This is a genomic window from Prevotella koreensis, assembly GCF_003977605.1.
In the GTDB taxonomy this organism is placed as follows: domain Bacteria; phylum Bacteroidota; class Bacteroidia; order Bacteroidales; family Bacteroidaceae; genus Prevotella; species Prevotella koreensis.
The window spans coordinates 426,143-447,243 of the sequence record NZ_RYYU01000001.1 but is presented as its reverse complement, the minus strand read 5'-3'; the positions used below and the strand labels follow the sequence as shown (position 1 = coordinate 447,243).

Below are 21,101 nucleotides of genomic sequence, written 5' to 3'. Positions count from 1 at the left end.
TAAAAAGAGATTAATATTTTGCAAATATAATATTTTATATTGAATATTGGTACAAAATGTTGAATTTTAACTAAACTTCTGCATACAGATGAAAAAAAATATTACTGAACATTGATAAAAATAAAAGAGAAAACTTGTGGGATTAGATTTTTATCTGTAATATTGCAAATTATAATAACCTTTAAATATATTAATACATGAAACAAAATTACAAGAAGTACTCGGTACTTACATTTTTACTGTTCTGTTCATTAAGCATTATGGCAGAAAACGTGATAGTAAAATTTGCACAAGGTGCACAAAATGTGACAACTAATGCTTATTTAGTCAACCCATCCACTTCGCAAGAAGAGAAACTTGTTCCTGCAGAAGACGGATTCACTTATGAGGTGCCATCGGGCAGCAAAGTGCGTTTAGAAGCAATACCAAATGAAGGATATGTTGTATTTGTTTGGGAAAGCGGAAATGACGAGAGTAGCATGAGCGAGATACGTGAATCTTACTCCACAACACAGCAAGTGTTTGATAATGTAACAAGCAACAAGATTGTTACTTTGGACGTTTGTAAACTTGTCCCCGTAACCTTCATCGTTCCCGCAGAAGGTTCGGAAGGTGCCGAAGTAAATGTAGAGGAACAAGGCGATTTCGGTCGAGTGATCGCACCGGAGGCCGATGGTATCACATACATGCTTCCTGAAGGACGAGGTGCATATTTTGACCCGCGTCCGTCAACAGGATACAACATTATGGTTTGGAGTTTTGGCGATAACATGTATTTCCCCTCTCGCCCTGACCAGTTTTACAAACAAAACATTTCTAATGGTTTCTATCTTACAATATTTTTCTATAAGGACGGAGACACACGCACCATTACATATACCCAACCGGAGAGTGCCGTCATAACTTGTCGTAATCGCAGCGAATATGAGAGTCCGGAAATCGAGTCAGGCACGAAAGTAACTCCCGGCGATCATATTCTTTTCGAGATTGCTCCTTTAGACAATCCTGATGGAAAAGTACCGGTTGCTTATTGGGTTGTTAATGATCAACCTTATGTCGATGCACTCGGAGATTACATTACAGATAACTCAATCAATTTCATAGCCGTTGAAAACATAGACGTGAAAGTTGTACTTGAAGGTGAAGAGCCAACGGGAATGGATAATGTAAAATCCAATGGTATGACAGTTAATGCAAACGCATCAACTGTATCTGTGACCGGCACAGAAGGCGTGGTCGCTATTTACGACATGCAAGGTATATGCTTGGGCAAACAGGAAAGCATAAACGGTAATGCTACATTCCGTCTGCAAGGCTCTGTCAAGGGTGATGTGATTATTGTGGTGTCAGGCGACGAACACAAGAAAGTTGTACTGAACTAAACATCAGTTCTCCACAAATATGAATAAACAAACAATAACAAGTCTGATACTTGTATTGGCAGCATTGTTGCCAATAACAGCGTCTGCACAAGACTATTACGATGCTGCCGTGCAGCCAAAAGGTAACGGCATGGCGGAGAATCCTTACAAGGTGGAAACTCCTGAAAACCTACTTTGGATTGCAGAGCAGGTAAACTCAGGGATTGACTTTGCCGGTTTAAATTTCGAGCAAGTAAATGACATCGATATTGCCGCCACCAGGAATTGGGACGAAGGGCGAGGCTGGGCTGCCATCGGTGGGGTTCAAATTATTAATGGTCGCTTAGTGAAATTATCCTTCAGAGGAAACTACGATGGAAAGAACCATAAGATAAGCAACTTGTATATTAACCGCATGACCGATTTTCAAGGTCTTTTCGGATATGTTTACTCCGGCACTGTGCGAAACCTTACCATCGAGAATGCACAAATTACCGGACTTGAGAACATCGGGGTGCTTGCGGGATATGCCTTTGAGGAAAATATTGAAAACTGCCATGTCAAGAAGTCGGTTATAAACAGTCGTGGCATTTACCTGGGCGGACTGCTCGGCTATCAATCGGATGGCACTACTGCTAACTGCTCGGTCGAAGCCGACATCACCGGATATGATTATATCGGAGGCCTTACAAGTTGGTGCGTTGATGGAAAAATAACCGGATGTTCTACAGCAGGCAGTATCAAAACCATTGAGAATGCAACCGACGACAGGCTTGGTCGCGTTGCAGGTGGCATTGCCGGTTTCCTCAGCAGTTGTACGATGAGCGAATGTATGACCACGGCACGAGTTGAAGGTGGAAATCAAATTGGTGGTTTGGCAGGCACTGCCGTGAAATCGACAATCGAAAAGAGTTTCGCTGCCGGAATGATCAAGGGAATTACCTACGTTGGTGGTTTCATGGGCAAGAACGAGGAAACAAGTATCAGCGACTGTTATGCCCGTTCAGAAGTTGAAGGAGATGTAAGTGTTGGCGGATTCATAGGGTCGCTCGACTATGCCGGCAGTGACATTGTACGCTGCTACTCTACCGGGAAAGTGACAGCACTCAATAATCAAACCGCAGCAGGTTTTGTTGGCAACAAATCATACACTGCAACAATAAAAGATTGTTACTACGACAAGGAGACATCGGCTCAAGGAGAAGCCGTAGGAGGTTTCTCACACAACGATTGTGATTGTAAACCGATGACCACTGAGCAGATGAAATCTCAAGACACATTTGAGGGATGGGATTTCAACAATGTATGGAGCATTGACAAGAACAGAAACGATGGATATCCAATTCTCAAATCATCGCCTGTTACTGCAAGCATCGGCACAACAATCATTAACGAATCGGACGTGCGAGTGTACATAGCAGGTGGGCAACTCAACGTAGCAAGCAGCCAAGTTCCTTTGGCAAGGGTCGAAGCATTTGCACTCGACGGAACTCAACTGTTTGAGGTTAAGTGCAACAATGCCAATGCTGTTACATACAGCCTGCCAGATAACAGTCACATGGTGCTCATAATACGTACCATTCTTGTCAACGGCAACATTACAACAGTGAAAGCCATGAAATAAGGCAGAGATTACACGAGTTCGGTATAAACTCCATCAAAAGCCTGCCGGTAAAATGTGTACTCTTGGGTATGTTATGAAAGTTTTATGATAAAAACAAAAGTAACGTTAAGGAAAAATATTACCGGACAGCAATAATTTCAAACAATTTCTTTTCACAAACCGAAAATATTCCGTATCTTTGCACCCGGGTTTAATAAAACCGAGATTGAGTATGACAGAGAGACATAATCATCCACGGTTACATACCTTATATAATAAAGGTATGGGCACAGCACAAGAAAATCGCAATTTTATTATAAAAAAATTGTCGGATTATTTGGCAGTTCCAAATAATTTGCTACTCTCTCATAGGCGCACCGTCGCTTATCTCCACGCCAAACACTTTATTTTATTACGCGCGCTACGCGCGCGAGCATATCGTACATCCCCTATAGTAAAAGGGCTAAACCTAATTTCCTTTGCCCTATTTTATACATTTTGTTGCGTAGCCTTGTCATTTGACATAAGCCCGATTGTTAACGGAATGTTCATCCATAAGTAATATACAAAGAAGAATTATAAATCATTTTTAATTTATCAAGAATATGAGACAAACAAAACTATTTTTTATGCTGTTGCTGGCAATGATCATGTCGGCAACGGGGGCTTTAGCTCAGTCCGTGGGAACTGTGTTCGACTATGGCACTTGTAAGTATAAGGTTTCCAAGAAAGACCTGAATGATCCTTCACTCAACGAGGCTGTAGTGTTAGAGATAGGAGGAACCGGCAAGGTAGTTATTCCTACAGAGGTGCAAACTCCTGTTGGAATGGATCAGGAAAAATACAAGGTGGTAGGCTGTTCCCCTTGGGATTCCAAGGTGGCTGAAGGCGTTACCGAAGTGGAGTTTTCCGAAGGATTCAGGGAAATTACCGCAAACTCTCTCCGCAAGCCTCAAACTCTACAGAAAATAATTATTCCCGCGTCTTGTGAGACGGTAGGGCACGGGTGTTTTCTTGATTGTCCGGCACTTACGAGTTTTGAGGTAAAAGCGGGAAATACCAAGTATAAGGCAGAGAACGGCTCACTGCTGTCTCATGATGGAACACAGTTGGTCTATGTTCCGGCAGGCAAGACAGAGAACTACACCGTTCCCACCGGCGTGACAGAGATTATGCCGTCGGCATTTTCCTGTTGCAAGAATATGGAAAAGATAACCATTCCGGCTTCCGTTACCAAGATTTCCGAAAATGCAGATTATCCCTCATTTAACACGAGTGGCACTCATTTTACGGTGGAAAGCGGTAATGCAAAATTCAAGGATATAGACGGCCTTTTGTGCGACAAAGCCGGCAAAAAACTCGTACATGTTCCTTTCAAATACGATAAACTGGTAGAACCGGAAAATAAACTGACAATTCCTGCAAGCGTTACCGAAGTGGCCGACAATGCCGCAATCGGTAGCAATATAAAAAAGCTTGATTTAAACAATACAAAGAAGATCGGTAATGCAGCCTTTAATTCGTGCAGCGCATTGGAAAGCGTAACGATTGGCAAGGATGTGGAATCGATTGGCCAGGGAGCATTTACCAACTGCCAATTCATCACGAAATTTGAAGTAGATGAAAATAACTCAAAATATAAGGCAGTAAACGACGTGCTCTTCACGCATGACAAAAAGACCCTCGTGCTCTATCCTTGTGGAAAGGAAAACGAATACACCGTGCCCGAAGGAACGACAAAGATTGATAAGTTCGCTTTTGCCGATGTTCATAAATTACCGAAAGTCCGGATTGCAAAGAGTGTAACGACCATCGAAGAAGCGGCTTTCAAGGGAGCAAAGATGCTGAAAACAGTAGAGTTCCTGTCCCCCTCACAACTTCAGGAAATCGGGACTTATGCCTTCCAGCAAACACCGTTGGAGAACGTTACCATTCCTTCATCCGTAGCCAAACTGGGAGACGCAAGTTTCGCCGATACGGAAAAACTCACAGAAGTACACTTTGCAGCCAATACTCTACTGAAAGAATTGCCGGGTAACCTCTTCCAGAACGCAAAAAATCTCGAAAAGGTTCTCTTTGACGGGGCGAATCAACTGGAGAAGATAAACAGTTATGTGTTCTTAAATTGTCCTAAACTGAAAGAATTCACCGTTCCTAAGACCGTTAAGGATATTGCCAGTGGTGCTTTCAAAGGTACGGCGGGCTTGGAAAAAGTAGGATTTGAAGAAGGCTCTGTGCTTGAACGTATCGGCGGAGGAGCATTTGCCGATTGTGGAATCAGGCATATCACTTTGCCTGAAAAAGTAAAATTAGTTCAGGAACTGGCTTTCGATCATTGTACGAATCTTACGGAGATAACGTTGCCCAAGATTTTCGAGAAAGTAGATCAAGGAGCATTCAATTTCTGCGAGAATCTCCTGAGATTTAAGGTTGAGGAGGGTAATATGAATTACACTACGCTCGACGGCATGCTCTGCGATATTACTAAGAAGAAACTTGAAGTATTCCCTGCCGGCAAGGCCGACAGCAAGTACACGCTCGTGCCCTATTTTGAGAAAGTCGCACCCTACTGTTTCTATGGCAGTAATAAAGTGACTAACATCACATTCCCCAAGACGGTAACGGAGATAGGAATTCGCGCCATTGCCCTTTGCAATAACCTGAAATCGCTCAGTTTCATGGGCGAGGACAATGTGCCCACGCTGAATGCGAACATCATGTATCAATCCGGCAACTTGAAAAACGTAACCATCTTCGTACGCAAGAAGTGGTATGAGAACGCGGCTAATAATGCCACCATCACGACGTACAACAACAGATTCAAAGAAGTGCACCCTTCGTTTGTAACGGCAACAGGCTACGACAGGGGCACGGAGTTCTTCCCCACCTCCGTCGACAATGTGGGCGTCATCAGCTTCTACGAGCCGCGCACATCGGCGATTATCCAAGAGAAGGCCGTGGAACCCGATTATACAGACAAACTCGGCAAGCACTGGAAGAAGAAGGAATACACCGTGAGCAGCATCCTCGACTTCGCCTACGAGAACGCCCAGACGGTAAAAGACATCGTCGTGCTCGCCGATGTCGGTGTGGTAGGTCTCAAGGCTTTCAAGGCGGACAGTCAGCTCAAGGGAATCTATTTCGTGGGAAAGACACCCGCCACCCTCAGTTCCAAGGACTACGAACAGCCCGCGGGATATCCTTTCAAGGACGGTCAGGCCATCTATGTGCGCCCCTCCGTGGTCAACGCTTACAAGACTGCATGGGAACAGGACCACACGCTCGGTATCACCTCGCAGATTCCGCAGAAGACCAAAGGGCACGGTGGTACGGTATGCTTCCCGTTCGATGTGAAATACCCGTCAGGACAAGGTAACAACGACATCAAGCCATACGTGCCGGTAGATTACAGTCATGTCCACGATGCGTCCAATCCGTTCGTCCGTGCATACAGCCTCGACGACTATTATATACCTGCCTTCACCGGCGCCTTCATCCGCAGCAAGGAAACATCGGCGGTAACGTCTTATTGCGAGATGGACAACGACCAAGCACACACCGCAATCACCTTGTCGGGCTACAATCCTATGGCCGATAACCGTATGGTCGGAGCAGTGGAAGACACGCCGCTTACTAACGAGAGCGGTTACCAGTACTACGCTTTCAAACAGGGCAAGTTAGTGAAATTGAACAACGGCGTCAACTTCCCTTATTTCAAGGCCTATCTCCGTCTGAAGAAAACCCCGGCCGGCGCGAAGTCTTTCAGACTTGTCTTCGGCGACGAAGACCCCGGCGAGACAACGGGTATTGACGGGGTAACCGAGTCTGACAGCGACAACGCTCCTTATTACAACCTGAACGGCATAAGAGTAACCCGTCCGACACAGGGGGTATATATACGTAATGGTAAAAAGATTATTATAAAATAATTGAAAAGAAAATGAAAAAGAAAAAATATCAACGTCCGGAGTTAGAAGTAGTTTATATAGAATCAAGTTCTCTGATGGAGGTATGGAGCATTCCCATTGACGACGACGATCCCGGCATCGGCCCCGGCCAAGAAGACGAAATCGGTGCCAAACAAGGAGGATTCTTTGATGACTCAGATTGGGGAGAAGATGACTTCAAATCTTGGGACAAATAACAACCGGATATACCTGCCGCCCTCGCGGTTTGACCGTCCGAACAATATGGGGCGACAAACCGCCGGGCGGTAAATGCAAAACCGGCTTGTCGGGATGTTTCGTAGGGGTACGAAGGATGGAAAACAAGAAAAAATCGTCGTCGTATCCCTACGATGATTAGAGAACGGGGAAATCCGTGCATCGTATGCCTACGATGACTGAAAAACGGCAAAGGGAGACCGTCGCATGGGTACGGCAAAGGAAAAGCAGAAAAGGAAACTCATCGTAGGGGTACGAAGTTCCAAAAACGAGAAATGTTGCCCGTCGCAGCCCTGCAACTCACATTATTACTAACCATCAAACGTAAAACACTATGGAAATAAAAGAAATGCGGCTCAGCCGCCTCCACAACATGGAGCACTTTCAGTTTGCCGGCCACGTGCTGGCAATGTGTCAGGAGGCCGACATCGAAAAACTCGAACCCGTGCTCATACCGCTGCAGAAGGCGTTCGAGGAAGAGGATGTCGCGCTGAACCTGCCTCGGCAGGAAGAGGGCACGAAAGAGTTGGAAGAACTCGACCGCGTGCGCGACCGGGCTTACCGTTCGCTGCAACTGCTCATCGACCTGCACCTGCACAGCGACGATGCCGCCTTACGTGCCTCGGCCGAGAGATTGGCAGAAGTCATGGCACGCTATCCCAAGATGCTACAGGTGAACTACGATAAGGAGAGCGGAATGGTGAAGAATCTGGTCACCGACCTGCGCACAGCCGATCTGGGCGCTCACGTGACGAAACTTGCCGCCAAGCCATACATCGACCGCCTGGAGAAGGCCAACACGGCGTTCGACCAGCGTTTCCGCTCGCGTCTGAAATCGGCCGTGCCCACGGGCACGTTCGACATCAAGGCTCTGCGTGCCGCAACCGACAAGGCGCTGAATGCCGTCATTCGCCGCATGGACTCGCTCGATGATTTGGAGCCGGGCACGCCCAAACTGGCCGAACTCATCAAGCAGTATAACGCCTTGGTGGACAAGAAACGCTCCACGCTGGCTCACCGTGCCGGCACGTCGTAGACGGCCCGCGAGAAGCGCACGGCCGAGTATGAGGCGCTGTTGAAGCCCGGTTTTGCAGCCTTGGAACAACTGCTGAATTTGGAAAAAGGCAGCCTCTCGTTTACGGGCAAGACCGAGGGTACAGGCTCGAAGCGTCATTATGAATTGACCGTCAAAGTCCAGACGGGGGCGGACGGCAAACCCAAGACAATTTGGGCGGGTGTGAACAAGGACGGTTCGTTGTACAACGTAGAAAAGACGTTACACGCCACGACGACGAAATCGAAAACTGAGCCGATGCCGGAAACATCTTCCGGCTCCTGAAATATTTTATCTATATAATCATTTATCATTAATTATTAAAAAGTGGGGCGCAGGCTGTGTTGTGAAACACGACCTGCGCCTTTATTATTCATTGTATGATTTATGAAATGTTATGCCGTAGCCGCGAATATCCAATCGTAGAGGCACGAGAAGATACCGAAGAGCATAATGCCTACAGTGCAAAGAGCAAGGGCAATACGAGTACCGGCATCGGTGCGGAACGTTGGCAGAGGGTTCTCTGCTGTATGGATATACATTGCCTTGACGATGAGCAGATAGTAGTAGAGCGACACAACAGTGTTAACCAGTGCCACGAAAACAACTACATAAGCCCAAGTTGAGCCTTGCTCTGCCGCAGCCATGAAGACGAAGAACTTCGAGAACATTCCGGCAAACGGTGGGATTCCTGCAAGCGAGAACAGGGCAAGCGTCATTAGGAACGCCAACTTGGGGTTCTTGCTGTAGAAACCATCGTAGGCACGAATGTCTGTACGGCCATCGTTATTCTCCTCCACGCTACCAATTACCGTGAATACAGCAAGGTTTGCCGCAACATATACAAGAATGTAGTAAGTGAGTGCCGCAACACCATGCTGGCTAGTACCTACCACGGCAAGCATTATATAACCTGCCTGTGATATGGAACTGAATGCCATGAAACGCTTGAGTTCTTTCTGACGAATCGCGAAAAGATTACCAATCGTGATGCTGAGAACGATAACAATGTAAAGGAGATACTCCCAATACTCTATCATCGGTGCGAACACTTTAATCAATATGGTGCAGAGCGCGAATGCTGCAGCACCTTTAGATATAACACTCAGATATCCGGTCACTGTGGTCGGTGCACCTTGATAGGTATCGGCTGTCCAGAAATGGAATGGCACGAGGCTAATCTTGAAACCCAAACCACTGAAGAAGAACACAAGACCTACGATGCTCAATGTGAGATGTTCTTTGCCGATAACAGCAGTGAAGTCATCGAAATAGAGTTGACCCGTTGCACCGTAAAGCATCGAAATACCATAGAGCATAACGCCACTTGAGAACGTAGCGGTAAGAATATACTTTGCCGCTGCTTCTGCAGAGTTGTGACGATACTTGTCGAGCGCAACAAGACATGCCATAGGCACACTCGCCATTTCAAGGCCTAGGAAGAACATAAGGAAATGTCCTGACGACATCATCATGTTCATACCGAGCAGTGTAGATATGACGAGCATATAGAACTCACCTTCCTTGAAAGCAGTATCTTCGCGTGAGAGCCATGCGCGAGCCTGTATTATGACTACAAGCGTGCCCGCAGCGAGTATTGTCTTCATCACGTTTGCGGCTGCTGTAGTGACATACATGCCGCCAAATGCCGTTGCAGGGTCTTTCTGCATGAAACTAACCACTGTCTGTGCAACCATCAGCAGACACATCAGAGGGTTGAACCATGTGCGCCGATTGTTCTTCGACGAAGCGAAATCTGCCACGAAGGCTATAATCAGAATGGCAACGAGGGTTGCCTCCGGAATCATATTGAGAAATTGACTATATCCCATAACTAAATGCTTGCTGTTAAGATGTTAGACAATACGTTACCTACCCCACTGTCGATTACTTTGCTTGCCCACATCGGGAAAGTACCAAGACCTGCGACACAGGCGATAAGACAGATTACGGAGAAGCGCTCATCCCATGTGGCATCGGTTAGTTTCACGGTGTCCATGTGCGGATATTGCAACTTCTGGAAAAGTATCTTGCCCACCACACGGAGAATATAAACTGCCGTTATTACGATTGAACAGCAGGCGATGATGGTGCATGCACGACTGAAAGTGTCAGCATTCTCGAACGAACCCACAAAAATTGTCATCTCTGCAATGAATCCTGAGAAGCCCGGCAGACCGAGGTTGGCAAGACCGGCAATGACATATCCCACAGCGAGGAACGGCATTACCTTCATCAAACCACCGAGATAGCGCACGTCACGAGTGTGAGTGCGGCCGTAAATCATACCGATGAGGGCGAAGAAGAGTGCTGTCATGAGTCCGTGTGAAAGCATTTGCAGGATTGCTCCTGTGGCTGCTGTCTTGGTCATCATGAGAAGTGCAAAGAGCACCAATCCGCAGTGTGATACCGAGGAGTAGGCGTTGATGTATTTAAGGTCGGTCTGTACGCACGCCGAGAATGCTCCATAGACAACCGAAATGGTTGTAAGGATGAGGAATATCCATGACAACTCACGTGCAGCATCGGGAAGAAGATACATCGCAACGCGGAAACAGCCATAGCCTCCGAGTTTCATCAGCACACCGGCATGAAGCATTGACACGGCCGTGGGTGCAGAAGCGTGGCCGTCAGGACTCCAAGTGTGGAATGGGAAGAGTGCACCAAGCACACCAAAACCGATGAATATGAACGGGAAGAACACATTCTGAACGGCTGCCGGGATGTTATGCAGGGCGGCAATCTCATTAACGTTCATCGTGGTGGCACCACTGAAGAAGTAGATACCAAGGATTCCGAGAATGAGAAGTGCAGAACCTCCCATGAGCATCAGGGTTAGTTTCATTGCAGCATATTCCTTGTTACCACTCCCCCATACGCCGATGAGAAGATACATCGGTATGAGCGCAACCTCGTAGAACATGAACATGGTGAACAAATCCATCGATATGAAGAAACCATATACACCGGTAGAGAGCAGAGTGAACCAAAGGAAATACTCTTTCTTCATCGGTTGCAACTGCCATGAGGCAAATGTTCCGGTGAAAACTATGATGCTCGAAAGGAGCAACATTACCACAGAGATACCATCAACACCAACGGCATACTGTATGTTCAGCGGCTTAAACCAGTCGATGGCGTATGTGTGAAGCATCACACTGGTATCACCGCCGGCACGAGCCTGTATGAAATCTATTGTGAGCCATATTGACAGAGCCAGCAGAAATGATGAGCCGACAACCATCACACCACGCACCTGATTATCGTTGCGAGCAAGCCAAAGCGCGGGCAACATCAAGGCAGGTATAAGTACGAATAATGTTAATATAGACATAATTCTATTTACTATTTAACAATTTGTTATTTTAATGTATTATATTGCCAACAGTATAAGTGCAAGTGCAACGGAACCTGTCAGGAACCATACTGCATACTGGCGCACATCTCCGCTCTGCCAAGGACGAAGGCTCTCGCCTGCCTCGTTAGCTCCCCACGCCATGAAGTTGAAAGTGCCATCAACACAGTGACGGTCGAACCATGCTATCGGGCGAGAGAAGAAGCGGAAAATAATCTTATGAGTCACGAACATCCACACCTCGTCCATGTAGAAACGCTTGTATGCAGCACGATGCAGGCGTGGGAATATCTTATACAGACGGTCGGCAACAGGTTGCTTCTCACCTTTATATATATAGGTGGCAAGTGCTATGGCACATATCGCTATAATGGTAGATGTAAACGCAATTTTGGTATCGAAGTGAATGGTGTAGTCTTTGCCTGAAGCTGTGACGAAACTACCAAAACTTCCACCCCAATCGAGGAAACCTGCAAGTGTTGTGTATATGCCGACACCAACGGTTATCACACAAAGGATAATCAGAGGAAGCGTCATTGTGAGTGGTGCTTCATGCGGAGTGTGAGCGGCATGAGCCTCTTTGTTCTCCGTTCCCCAGAATATTCCGAAGTAGAGACGGAACATATAGAATGCCGTCATGGCAGCAACACCTGTCATCCACCAGCCACATATAGGACTGTATGCGAAGCAAGCGGAGATGATTTCGTCCTTTGAACTGAATCCTGAGAAGAACGGTATTCCCGCGATTGCAAGGCAGGAGATGAGGAATGTGATGTGAGTGATCGGCATATATTTGCGCAATCCGCCCATCATTGACATCTCGTTGGAGTGAACAGCGTGTATGATACATCCCGCACCGAGGAACAGACATGCTTTGAACATGGCATGGGTGAAGAGATGGAACATTGAAGCCATGTAGCCTAATTGTGCATGGTCATCAAGCAACTCGCCGTGATGTCCCGGCATTGAAACACCGAGTGCCACCATCATGAATGCTATCTGTGAGATTGTAGAGAAAGCAAGCACACGCTTGATGTCGCTCTGTGCACATGCAACAGCAGCGGCATAGAAAGCGGTGAAAGCACCTATAACCACGACAATGCTCATCTGGTTTGGCGCATATTCTATCCACAATGGGAACATGCGTGCAATCTGGAACACACCGGCAACGACCATCGTTGCGGCATGGATAAGCGCACTGACAGGTGTCGGGCCTTCCATTGCGTCCGGAAGCCAAATGTGCAGCGGGAACATTGCAGACTTACCTGCACCTCCGATGAACATAAGCACCAGCGCGGTAGGTATGATGAAGCCACCGGCAGCAACTGCCTTGGCAACGTTAGCGGTGATGAAAGGCTCTGTGCCCTGAGCCATCACTATGTCACCGGCAAAACTGAAACTGAACGACTGTGTGTAATAACCGAACAGCAAGATACCGATGAGGAAGAAAAGGTCTGCGAAGCGGGTAACAATGAACGCTTTCTTTGATGCGGCAACCGCAGAATGAGTGGGATAATAGAAACCGATGAGGAGGTATGAACTCACACCCACAAGTTCCCAAAAGAGATACATCTGGAAGATGTTGGTAGCCAACACGAGTCCGAGCATAGACATGGTGAAGAGCGAAAGAAAAGCGTAGTAACGCTGGAAACCTTTCTCTCCGTGCATATATCCGAACGAATAGATATGCACCATGAAACTTACAGTGGAAATCACAATGAGCATCATCACCGAAATCGGGTCGAGAAGGATACCGATGTCAAAATGAAGAGCACCTAATGGAAGCCATGTGAAGTTATAGGGAACGATTGTCTGATATACATCATTCACCCTGTCGGCCGTGAAATATACAAATGCAGTGTAATATGACAGTACGGTTACCAAGCCGAGAGACGTGGTTCCGATTAATCCTGCCACCTTATGAGACATCTTCATGCCCGCAAGTCCGATAATGACGAACGATAGCAGCGGCAGAAGCAGTATCAAAAAAGAATAACTGTAATCCATAATGAAATTCTGAAACTTTAATGATATTAATTTCTAAGTTCTTTGATGCTGTCAACCGAGTCGCTTTTGAAATTGCGGAAGACATTTATAATTATAGCAATTGCCACTGCAGTCTCTGCGGCACTCACACCGATTGAGAAGAGAGTGAAGAAGAAACCGTCGAGCATGCCCGGATAGAGTATGCGGTTGAAAGCGGCAAAATTTATATCTACAGAGTTAAGTATCAGCTCAACCGAGATGAGCATGGCAATGAGATTACGGCGAGAAATGAAACCATAGACCCCAATAAAGAACAACAGTGCAGATAACACGAAATAATATTCTACTGGTACCATCATTGCTTAATCCTTTCTTGAAATTACAATACCACCGATGATACATGCCAGGAGGAACACCGAAATGAACTCGAAAGGCAACACATAGCCGTACTTATCGGCACCAACGAGTTGGTTTCCGATTGTTTCGACGTTGACTTCAACATCAGGAAGTTTTGCGAAATTATTGATGAACTGATTCTTAAGGAACACTACCACGACTGTGGCAAGTCCGGCCAGAGTGACAAGAGCGCCGAAAATGATACGGCTTCCCTTAACATGCTCCACAAGACCTTGCAACGCACGCTTGTTTACCAGTTGTATCGCGAAGATATAAACCATTGTGATACCACCGGCATATACAGAAATCTGTGCCGCTCCAAGATAGGTGTAGCCAAGCAGGAAATAGAGACCTGCAACACCGAAGAGAACGAACAACAAGAAAGTCGCTGCTCTCATTATACGCTTAGTGGTAACGCAAAGAATGGCAGAGCCAAGGATTACCACTGCGAGAATTGCAAATACGATTATATTAGCCATTTCTCCTTACTTCTTTTTAGTATTAAACTTACCGATTTCCATCGGTGCGCCACCTTCTATCAGTTTAGGTAACGAACCGCCTTGATAGACTTCTTTGTCGAGATGAAGCACAAGAGCATCGCGGTCGAATACCGCATTCTCGAAATCGTTTGTAAACTCGATGGCATCAAAGTTACAAGCATTGGTGCACAACTGACAGAACATACAGTCGCCAAGGTCGTAACGATAGTCGCGCAGTTCGCGCTTCTTTCTGCCCGTTTCCTCGTTTGTCACCATTTCAGACACGATGCTTATCGTGCCGTTCGGACAAGCCTTCTCACACATCAGACAGGAAGTGCACTTGTATGCGCCATTCTCATCACGTTTGAAGACCAACCTTCCACGATGGCGTTGCGCCACATGTAGCGTTGTCTTGCGATTCTCCGGGTATTGTTCGGTTGACTTCGGCGTGAAATACTCCTTCAGCGTTGTCTTCATTCCAACGCAGAGGGTTTTCATTGCACTGCCAACCTCTCCGAAATATGATTTGTTGTTTTCCATATTCTATACCTTATTTAATATATATACCCAGAGCCACGATAACTGTCATCAGTACGATATTGATGAGAGAAAGCGGCATAAGATATTTCCATTCTAACTTCAGTATCTGGTCAATGCGCAGGCGTGGGAACGTCCAACGCACCCACATCAAGAGCCAAACCACAAGAAATGCCTTGCCGAAGAACCATACGAAACCGGGAATCATATCCATAACACCGTCGAAAGCGGCGACACCGATATTGATTGGTGCCCATCCACCGAGGAATACGGTAGCGGCAATGCCTGAAATAACGAAAAGATTGAGGTATTCTGCCAAGTAATAGAAACCGAAGCCCATACCGGAATATTCGGTATGATAGCCTGCGGTAAGTTCGCTCTCGGCCTCTGCAAGGTCGAACGGTCCGCGGTTGGCCTCTGCATTACCTGCAACGAGGAACACGAGGAAAGCGATGATAGCCGGAATGTGCCCCTTGAAGATCAGCCACTGCCAAGGACCGGTCTGTGCCTCTACAATTCCGCTCATCTGCATCGTACCTGTAAGTATCACGGCAGAAATGAGACAGAGACAAAGTGACATTTCATAAGAAATCATTTGCACAGCACCACGCATGGCACTCACCACAGAATACTTGTTGTTTGAACCCCAACCGGCCATAAACATTCCAACCACACCGATAGAAGAAACGGCGGTGAGGAGGAAAATACCAACGTTGAAATCGAGCACAACGGCACCCTTGTTCCAAGGAAGGAACGAGAACGTGCCCACGGAAGCCATGATGACGAAAATCGGAGCAATGATATACAGGAACTTGTCTGCCTTATCTACGAAGAAAATCTCTTTGATGAGCATCTTCAACACGTCGGCAATAACCTGCAACAGTCCCCACGGACCGACACGCATCGGACCGAGACGACACTGGAAGTAGGCACACACCTTACGCTCCATGAATATCAACACCATAGCAATGAGCGCATAGGCCGTGAGAATAAGCAATCCCACTACCACGCACTCAATAAGAATCGACCAAAAATTACTCAAGCCAAGTGTCTGGCGAAGCAACCCGTCGAACCATTGTGTAACTATATTAAAGTCGAACATAATGATTATCTGTTTTCTATTATAAGTTTTCTATTACCGGTCAATGTCAGGAATAACGAAATCCAACGCCGCTCCGGTGGTCACGAGGTCGGCAATTTTCTCGCCGCGCAACATCTCGTCCATTGCTCCGATAAGCGTCAGTCCCATCGGACGGAGTTTCAGTCGGTATGGTGTCTTGTCGCCACGAGAGTCGAGATATACACCTATCTCGCCGCTTGTTCCCTCCACGGAGAAGTACCATTGTCCTTCAGGAACCTTTATTATAGGTTTCTGCTTGATGTAGTATTCTCCCTCCGGAATATTGTCTATCAGTTGTTCGATGATGCGTATGCTCTGTTTCAATTCATTGATACGTATCATATAGCGTCCCATGGAGTCGCAAGTGTCGCATGTAACCTGCTCCCACTCCACTTTGTCATACATGTCGTAGGGGTGATTCTTTCGCACATCGTTTTTCCAACCGCTTGCACGTCCTGACGCACCGGACACTCCGTAACTGATGATATTCTCCTTATCCATTGTTCCTACGTTCTCGAAACGCCGGTGTGTGATGACGTTATCGCCAAACACATCCATGTATTCCTTTATCATAGGCTTGAGATAAGTACATAGTTTCTTAACGTTCTCCACGAAGTTCGGGTCGATGTCGTCTTGCAAACCACCAATGCGGTAGTAGTTCTGAATGAGTCGTCCGCCGGTAGTCTCTTCCATAACGTTGAGCACATGCTCACGGTCGCGCATGCAATACAGGAAGGCGGTGAGGGCACCGAGGTCCTGAGCACAGCAACCAAGATACAGAAGATGTCCGTCGATACGTTGCAACTCGTCCATTATTGTGCGTATATACTTTATTCGGTCGCTGAGTTCTATGCCCATAGCCTCCTCAATCACGCCCACCAACGCATGGCGGTGCATCATCGCTGCGAGATAGTTAAGACGGTCTGTGAGGGCAAGAGTCTGCGGATAAGTATATTCCTCACACATCTTTTCTATACCACGGTGTATATATCCGAGGTGCGGATAAATCCTCTTTATGGTCTCACCGTCGATGACTGTCTGCAGTCGTAGCACACCGTGAGTTGACGGGTGCTGCGGACCTATATTAATAACATATTCGTCGTCGGTGAACAATTTGTTCTGCTTGGAAACGAGTTTACCGTCTGCCCCAAGCGAATATTCCATTCCGTAGTCGGGTTCTTGGTCGTCCTCAAGCGAATATCCTTCTTTCGGTTTATAATCTTTTCTGAACGGATAACCCTCGAAATCGTTTCTCAAATAGAGTCGGCGCATATCGGGATGACCAAGGAACTTTATGCCATAGAAGTCAAACACCTCACGCTCCAAAAGATTAGAGCCCTTCCAGATATGGTATGTGGTAGGTATAACATAATCGTCACCCACCTGCTTTGCCATCATCTTCACGCTGATGCGCTCGTTGGTCTCGGTATTTTCAAGAATATAGATGCAGCCAAGTCCTTCCTCGCCGAAATCTTCTCCTACTATTGTTACAAGATAGTCGAAGTGTTTCTTCTCTTTCAAGTTCACCATTTCAGAGGCGAACTTATCGAAATCGAATATAATGTTCTCTAATTTCATTTCGCGTCCTCCTCTGTTTTTTGTTGAACTTCGGGTGCGGCCGGCTTTATGTCAGCAGGCTTTCCGTCAAGTGCCTCGCGCTCCATTTTGAAGTCTTCGGGCACATTGGTCACCACAATAGGTTTCTTTCCGTAGATCAGAGCCTCGTTGCTCAGTCCGAGTTCGCGTTCTTTCTCGTTCTGCTTATGGTTCACTCCACCGAAGAATTTCTCAATCTTCACCTTGCGCTGCAGTTGCATCATGCCATACATGATTGCTTCCGGACGCGGTGGACAGCCGGGGATAAACACATCTACCGGCACGATTTCCTCGATGCCTTTCACTACATGATAACTCGACTTGAACGGGCCGCCACTTATGGCACATCCGCCCACTGCAATAACATACTTCGGTTCGGCCATCTCATCATAGAGACGCTTCAGCGCAGGAGCCATCTTGTGGGTTATCGTACCGGCACACATGATGAGGTCTGCCTGACGTGGCGAGTTACGCGTAACCTCAAATCCGAAACGCGCAAAGTCATAGCGGGCACAGCCCACGGCCATGAACTCGATACCGCAGCAACTCGTGGCGAAAGTCAACGACCATAGGGAGTTTGAACGCCCCCAGTTGATGAGTTGGTCAAGATTGCCCGTAACGACATTAACCCCACCTTCGTGGAGTTCGTTTACGATTTTCTCAAGACCCTCATTGTCCTTAAACTCGGCGTAAGGAATGCTTTTGATTTTCGGCTTTCTCACTTCCATTCCAACGCTCCTTTCCGCCAGGCGTATGCCAAGCCAAATACAAGTACTAACAGGAAGAACCCGATGCTGACAAGAGCCATCGGGCCATACTGCTTAACAACCACTGCCCATGGATAGAGGAAAAGGGTTTCCACATCGAACATGAGAAACAGGATTGCGAATAGGTAGTAACCCACAGACATAGGTATCCACGACGAACCACGCGTAGGAATACCACACTCAAAAGGTTCGCCCTTCACCTTGTTGTAGGAACGGGGGCCGATAAGTTTCGCGATGACATACGCCCCTGCCACCAATACGATAGCCGTCAAAAAGACGGTAATCAACAAAGTAAAATTCATAAAGGTTTAGAATATATTTATTTTTTTGATTTCTCAATCGGCTGCAAAGGTAATAATTAATTCACAAACCAAAGAGTTAAAAAGAAAAAAAAACACCTTGCTATTGCCTTTTACCCCCAAACAGGCGTGAAGACAACAATATTTTAACGACTCGCCTGTATAATCTTGCTTATATCAGCCTCTATCTGTGCCATGAAAGTGTTGATTTTGGCATTGTCTTTCAGGTCGCGAAAAGAAATTTTCCGCCCCATAACCGAGACCTCCGTATCTTTACAAACGAACTTTCCTCTGGGCGATACGGCGACATTAAGTCTGTATATGTCATGGTCTTGATAGGAAAAGAATACATGTGCCGCCCCACTCTTCCATTTATAAGAATTTACATCGGCACTCAAAGCACCGTCTGCATATATCGGCAACATGCCATGAGCGTCGAGCGCGAGACTGTCAAAGGGTTCTGTCTTGGCACTATACATCACGTCAACATTTCCCTTGCATAGCACCAGCACATCATCAATACCCGGCACATTGCGCATCACGAATATCGAGTCGCCCAACAGCCGTATGTCACTCGCAGGCAAACTCACAAGAATATTGCCGCTCACCTCCCCGCAATTAAGGTCGGTAACAATAACATCATTGGGATAGTTGCCGGGATTTGAATACACAAAATTCACCGGATAATATTTAGTTGTGTCAATGACCGACATCAACTCTCCTTTCACATCCACCACTTCGGCAGGCATGCCATCTTTCCTTGCATCTCCCATGCCACAGGAAATGCAGACGAACAATGATATTAAAAACAGCAATCGTGACATACTATCTTTTTCTATGTGATTGCAAAGTTAACATTATTTTTCAAAGAAACAAAAAAAGGAAGGGATTTTTCCTACCCCTATTAGCCTTTTCCCAATTATTTTTATTACTTTTGCATTCGTAATATTTTTGCTAACTATGAAAGACTTCAATTATTATTCCCCCACCCAAGTGGTGTTTGGCAGACAATCGGAAGAAAAAGTGGCCGAACTGGTAAAGAAATATGGTGGCACGAAAGTTCTCGTACACTACGGTGGCGGCAGTGCCAAGAAAAGCGGATTGCTCGACAAGATGCTCAGACTTCTTGACGAAAAAGGCATCAGCCACATAGAACTCGGAGGCGTTGTTCCCAACCCTCTGCTCTCAATGGTATATAAAGGAATAGACCTGTGCCGAAAAGAAGGTGTCGATTTCATACTCGCCGTTGGTGGCGGAAGCGTAATCGACTCTTCCAAAGCAATCGCATACGGCGCATGCTACGACGGCGATGTGTGGGACTTCTGGAACGGAAAGAGCACTCCTCAGGCCGCACTCCCAATCGGCGCAGTACTTACAATACCTGCCGCAGGCAGCGAGATGAGCGACAGTTGCGTGATAACAAAAGACGAGGGACTGCTGAAGCGCGGCGTAAACAGCGACCTGTGCCGCTGCCGTTTCGCAATAATGAATCCCGAAAGAACATTCACACTGCCGCCATATCAAACGGCCGCGGGGGCAACAGACATCATGATGCACACTATGGAACGTTATTTCAGTCGCCATCAGGACATGACACTGACCGATGCCATTGCCGAAGCATTGCTGCGAACAGTCATGAACTGCACCTTAGACGTGATGCACGACCCGGAGGACTACCGTGCCCGGGCGCAGATAATGTGGGCAGGCAGCCTGTCACACAACAATCTTACGGAATGCGGACTGGAAAAAGACTTCGCCACCCACCGTCTCGAACATGAGTTGAGCGCACTGTTCGGAGTGACACATGGTGCCGGACTTGCCGCGATATGGCCAAGTTGGGCACGATATATGCTCCCACGCCACACCTCACGCTTCGTTCGTTTCGCCGTAAATGTAATGGGCGTAGAAAACGATTTCACATCTCCCGAACAGACGGCAGAGAAAGGAATACAAGCCTTTGAGACTTTCATGCACAGGATTGGCATGCCCATAACAATGAAAGAAATAATGGGTCGCGAAGTGACCGACGAAGAAATAGAAATAATGGCAGATAAATGCAGCCGTGCAGGTAGCATAACCATCGGGTCTCTTGAGAAACTAAGCAAGAAAGAAATGATTGAAATATATCGACTTGCGAAATAGAAACCTATCGGCAGACACACCAAGAAACACAAGCAAAAAGCATTTACTAACGGTTAAAATCCACTTTACGGTCATTCGCGCTGAAAGATATTTAACCCGAATCAATCATTAAAGCCCTCAACCGGTTTTGTTCGATTGTTGAGCAGATGTGCTGCCGTTTCATCGAAGGCGTAGCGGGCTACGTCGAGATGGAATGGTTGCGCAGATATCGGCAAGCAGACTAAAGCAGAAGGGAAGCATACC

18 protein-coding genes are annotated in these 21,101 nt (G+C 46.8%); 7 read left to right on the top strand and 11 right to left on the bottom strand.

Translation table 11 applies throughout. The features are described 5' to 3' along the window. Nucleotides 1-260 precede the first annotated feature (260 nt). The 6 genes from EHV08_RS01875 to EHV08_RS11845 all read left to right on the top strand — a co-directional run bounded on the left by EHV08_RS01875 (nucleotide 261) and on the right by EHV08_RS11845 (nucleotide 8,466). Nucleotides 261-1,382: a hypothetical protein gene (locus EHV08_RS01875; RefSeq protein WP_126677737.1), complete on the top strand. Its 1,122-nt coding sequence runs from the start codon at nucleotides 261-263 to the stop codon at nucleotides 1,380-1,382. A 19-nt stretch (nucleotides 1,383-1,401) separates the two neighbouring features. Beyond that, the gene (locus EHV08_RS01870; RefSeq protein WP_126677736.1) at nucleotides 1,402-2,985 is read left to right on the top strand and encodes a GLUG motif-containing protein; all 1,584 of its coding nucleotides are present in this window, start codon (nucleotides 1,402-1,404) and stop codon (nucleotides 2,983-2,985) included. Nucleotides 2,986-3,569: 584 nt separating this feature from the next. Further along, nucleotides 3,570-6,893 (top strand): leucine-rich repeat domain-containing protein, encoded by a 3,324-nt coding sequence (locus EHV08_RS01865; protein WP_126677735.1) that lies wholly within the window; start codon nucleotides 3,570-3,572, stop codon nucleotides 6,891-6,893. An 11-nt stretch (nucleotides 6,894-6,904) separates the two neighbouring features. Then, the gene (locus EHV08_RS01860; RefSeq protein WP_126677734.1) at nucleotides 6,905-7,108 is read left to right on the top strand and encodes a hypothetical protein; all 204 of its coding nucleotides are present in this window, start codon (nucleotides 6,905-6,907) and stop codon (nucleotides 7,106-7,108) included. Nucleotides 7,109-7,461: 353 nt separating this feature from the next. Beyond that, nucleotides 7,462-8,163 carry a DUF6261 family protein gene (locus tag EHV08_RS01855; RefSeq protein WP_317125803.1) on the top strand — a complete coding sequence of 234 codons (702 nt, stop codon included), beginning with the start codon at nucleotides 7,462-7,464 and terminating at the stop codon, nucleotides 8,161-8,163. Nucleotides 8,164-8,223: 60 nt separating this feature from the next. Beyond that, on the top strand, nucleotides 8,224-8,466 hold the full coding sequence (locus EHV08_RS11845; RefSeq protein WP_317125802.1) for a hypothetical protein: 243 nt from the start codon (nucleotides 8,224-8,226) through the stop codon (nucleotides 8,464-8,466). Between the two features lie 110 nt (nucleotides 8,467-8,576). Here the strand turns inward: EHV08_RS11845 and EHV08_RS01850 are convergent, their stop codons facing one another. The 11 genes from EHV08_RS01850 to EHV08_RS01800 all read right to left on the bottom strand — a co-directional run bounded on the left by EHV08_RS01850 (nucleotide 8,577) and on the right by EHV08_RS01800 (nucleotide 19,540). After that, a complete protein-coding gene (locus EHV08_RS01850; RefSeq protein WP_126677733.1) occupies nucleotides 8,577-10,013 on the bottom strand; it encodes an NADH-quinone oxidoreductase subunit N in 1,437 nt (478 codons plus the stop codon). 2 nt (nucleotides 10,014-10,015) lie between these two features. Continuing rightward, nucleotides 10,016-11,515 (bottom strand): complex I subunit 4 family protein, encoded by a 1,500-nt coding sequence (locus EHV08_RS01845; RefSeq protein ID WP_126677732.1) that lies wholly within the window; start codon nucleotides 11,513-11,515, stop codon nucleotides 10,016-10,018. Between the two features lie 39 nt (nucleotides 11,516-11,554). Then, nucleotides 11,555-13,543: an NADH-quinone oxidoreductase subunit L gene (gene nuoL / locus EHV08_RS01840; RefSeq protein ID WP_158676036.1), complete on the bottom strand. Its 1,989-nt coding sequence runs from the start codon at nucleotides 13,541-13,543 to the stop codon at nucleotides 11,555-11,557. A gap of 26 nt (nucleotides 13,544-13,569) precedes the next feature. Continuing rightward, nucleotides 13,570-13,878, bottom strand: coding sequence for an NADH-quinone oxidoreductase subunit NuoK (nuoK, locus tag EHV08_RS01835; RefSeq protein ID WP_126679386.1), 309 nt, complete (start codon nucleotides 13,876-13,878; stop codon nucleotides 13,570-13,572). A 6-nt stretch (nucleotides 13,879-13,884) separates the two neighbouring features. Beyond that, nucleotides 13,885-14,397 carry an NADH-quinone oxidoreductase subunit J family protein gene (locus EHV08_RS01830; RefSeq protein WP_126677730.1) on the bottom strand — a complete coding sequence of 171 codons (513 nt, stop codon included), beginning with the start codon at nucleotides 14,395-14,397 and terminating at the stop codon, nucleotides 13,885-13,887. 6 nt (nucleotides 14,398-14,403) lie between these two features. Then, nucleotides 14,404-14,937 (bottom strand): NuoI/complex I 23 kDa subunit family protein, encoded by a 534-nt coding sequence (locus EHV08_RS01825; protein ID WP_126677729.1) that lies wholly within the window; start codon nucleotides 14,935-14,937, stop codon nucleotides 14,404-14,406. Nucleotides 14,938-14,947: 10 nt separating this feature from the next. Next, complete coding sequence (gene nuoH, locus EHV08_RS01820) at nucleotides 14,948-16,036, bottom strand: NADH-quinone oxidoreductase subunit NuoH (protein ID WP_126677728.1); 1,089 nt, start codon at nucleotides 16,034-16,036, stop codon at nucleotides 14,948-14,950. A 33-nt stretch (nucleotides 16,037-16,069) separates the two neighbouring features. Continuing rightward, nucleotides 16,070-17,632: an NADH-quinone oxidoreductase subunit D-related protein gene (locus tag EHV08_RS01815; protein ID WP_126677727.1), complete on the bottom strand. Its 1,563-nt coding sequence runs from the start codon at nucleotides 17,630-17,632 to the stop codon at nucleotides 16,070-16,072. Then, a complete protein-coding gene (locus tag EHV08_RS01810) occupies nucleotides 17,629-18,378 on the bottom strand; it encodes an NADH-quinone oxidoreductase subunit B (protein ID WP_126677726.1) in 750 nt (249 codons plus the stop codon). Before EHV08_RS01810 ends, EHV08_RS01815 begins: the two co-directional genes overlap by 4 nt. After that, nucleotides 18,369-18,719: an NADH-quinone oxidoreductase subunit A gene (locus EHV08_RS01805; protein WP_126677725.1), complete on the bottom strand. Its 351-nt coding sequence runs from the start codon at nucleotides 18,717-18,719 to the stop codon at nucleotides 18,369-18,371. The genes EHV08_RS01810 and EHV08_RS01805 overlap by 10 nt, the downstream gene beginning before the upstream one ends. A gap of 143 nt (nucleotides 18,720-18,862) precedes the next feature. Beyond that, nucleotides 18,863-19,540 carry a hypothetical protein gene (locus tag EHV08_RS01800; RefSeq protein ID WP_126677724.1) on the bottom strand — a complete coding sequence of 226 codons (678 nt, stop codon included), beginning with the start codon at nucleotides 19,538-19,540 and terminating at the stop codon, nucleotides 18,863-18,865. Nucleotides 19,541-19,676: 136 nt separating this feature from the next. Between EHV08_RS01800 and EHV08_RS01795 the strand changes: the two genes are divergently transcribed. Beyond that, a complete protein-coding gene (locus EHV08_RS01795) occupies nucleotides 19,677-20,858 on the top strand; it encodes an iron-containing alcohol dehydrogenase (protein ID WP_126677723.1) in 1,182 nt (393 codons plus the stop codon). The last annotated feature ends 243 nt before the right edge of the window (nucleotides 20,859-21,101 follow it).

Coding starts and splice junctions, on each gene's coding strand:
- EHV08_RS01875 (WP_126677737.1), top strand. CDS start 261: ATGGCAGAAAACGTGATAGTAAAATTTGCACAAGGTGCACAAAATGTG.
- EHV08_RS01870 (WP_126677736.1), top strand. CDS start 1,402: ATGAATAAACAAACAATAACAAGTCTGATACTTGTATTGGCAGCATTG.
- EHV08_RS01865 (WP_126677735.1), top strand. CDS start 3,570: ATGAGACAAACAAAACTATTTTTTATGCTGTTGCTGGCAATGATCATG.
- EHV08_RS01860 (WP_126677734.1), top strand. CDS start 6,905: ATGAAAAAGAAAAAATATCAACGTCCGGAGTTAGAAGTAGTTTATATA.
- EHV08_RS01855 (WP_317125803.1), top strand. CDS start 7,462: ATGGAAATAAAAGAAATGCGGCTCAGCCGCCTCCACAACATGGAGCAC.
- EHV08_RS01850 (WP_126677733.1), bottom strand. CDS start 10,013: ATGGGATATAGTCAATTTCTCAATATGATTCCGGAGGCAACCCTCGTT.
- EHV08_RS01845 (WP_126677732.1), bottom strand. CDS start 11,515: ATGTCTATATTAACATTATTCGTACTTATACCTGCCTTGATGTTGCCC.
- nuoL (WP_158676036.1), bottom strand. CDS start 13,543: ATGGATTACAGTTATTCTTTTTTGATACTGCTTCTGCCGCTGCTATCG.
- nuoK (WP_126679386.1), bottom strand. CDS start 13,878: ATGGTACCAGTAGAATATTATTTCGTGTTATCTGCACTGTTGTTCTTT.
- EHV08_RS01830 (WP_126677730.1), bottom strand. CDS start 14,397: ATGGCTAATATAATCGTATTTGCAATTCTCGCAGTGGTAATCCTTGGC.
- EHV08_RS01825 (WP_126677729.1), bottom strand. CDS start 14,937: ATGGAAAACAACAAATCATATTTCGGAGAGGTTGGCAGTGCAATGAAA.
- nuoH (WP_126677728.1), bottom strand. CDS start 16,036: ATGTTCGACTTTAATATAGTTACACAATGGTTCGACGGGTTGCTTCGC.
- EHV08_RS01815 (WP_126677727.1), bottom strand. CDS start 17,632: ATGAAATTAGAGAACATTATATTCGATTTCGATAAGTTCGCCTCTGAA.
- EHV08_RS01810 (WP_126677726.1), bottom strand. CDS start 18,378: ATGGAAGTGAGAAAGCCGAAAATCAAAAGCATTCCTTACGCCGAGTTT.
- EHV08_RS01805 (WP_126677725.1), bottom strand. CDS start 18,719: ATGAATTTTACTTTGTTGATTACCGTCTTTTTGACGGCTATCGTATTG.
- EHV08_RS01800 (WP_126677724.1), bottom strand. CDS start 19,540: ATGTCACGATTGCTGTTTTTAATATCATTGTTCGTCTGCATTTCCTGT.
- EHV08_RS01795 (WP_126677723.1), top strand. CDS start 19,677: ATGAAAGACTTCAATTATTATTCCCCCACCCAAGTGGTGTTTGGCAGA.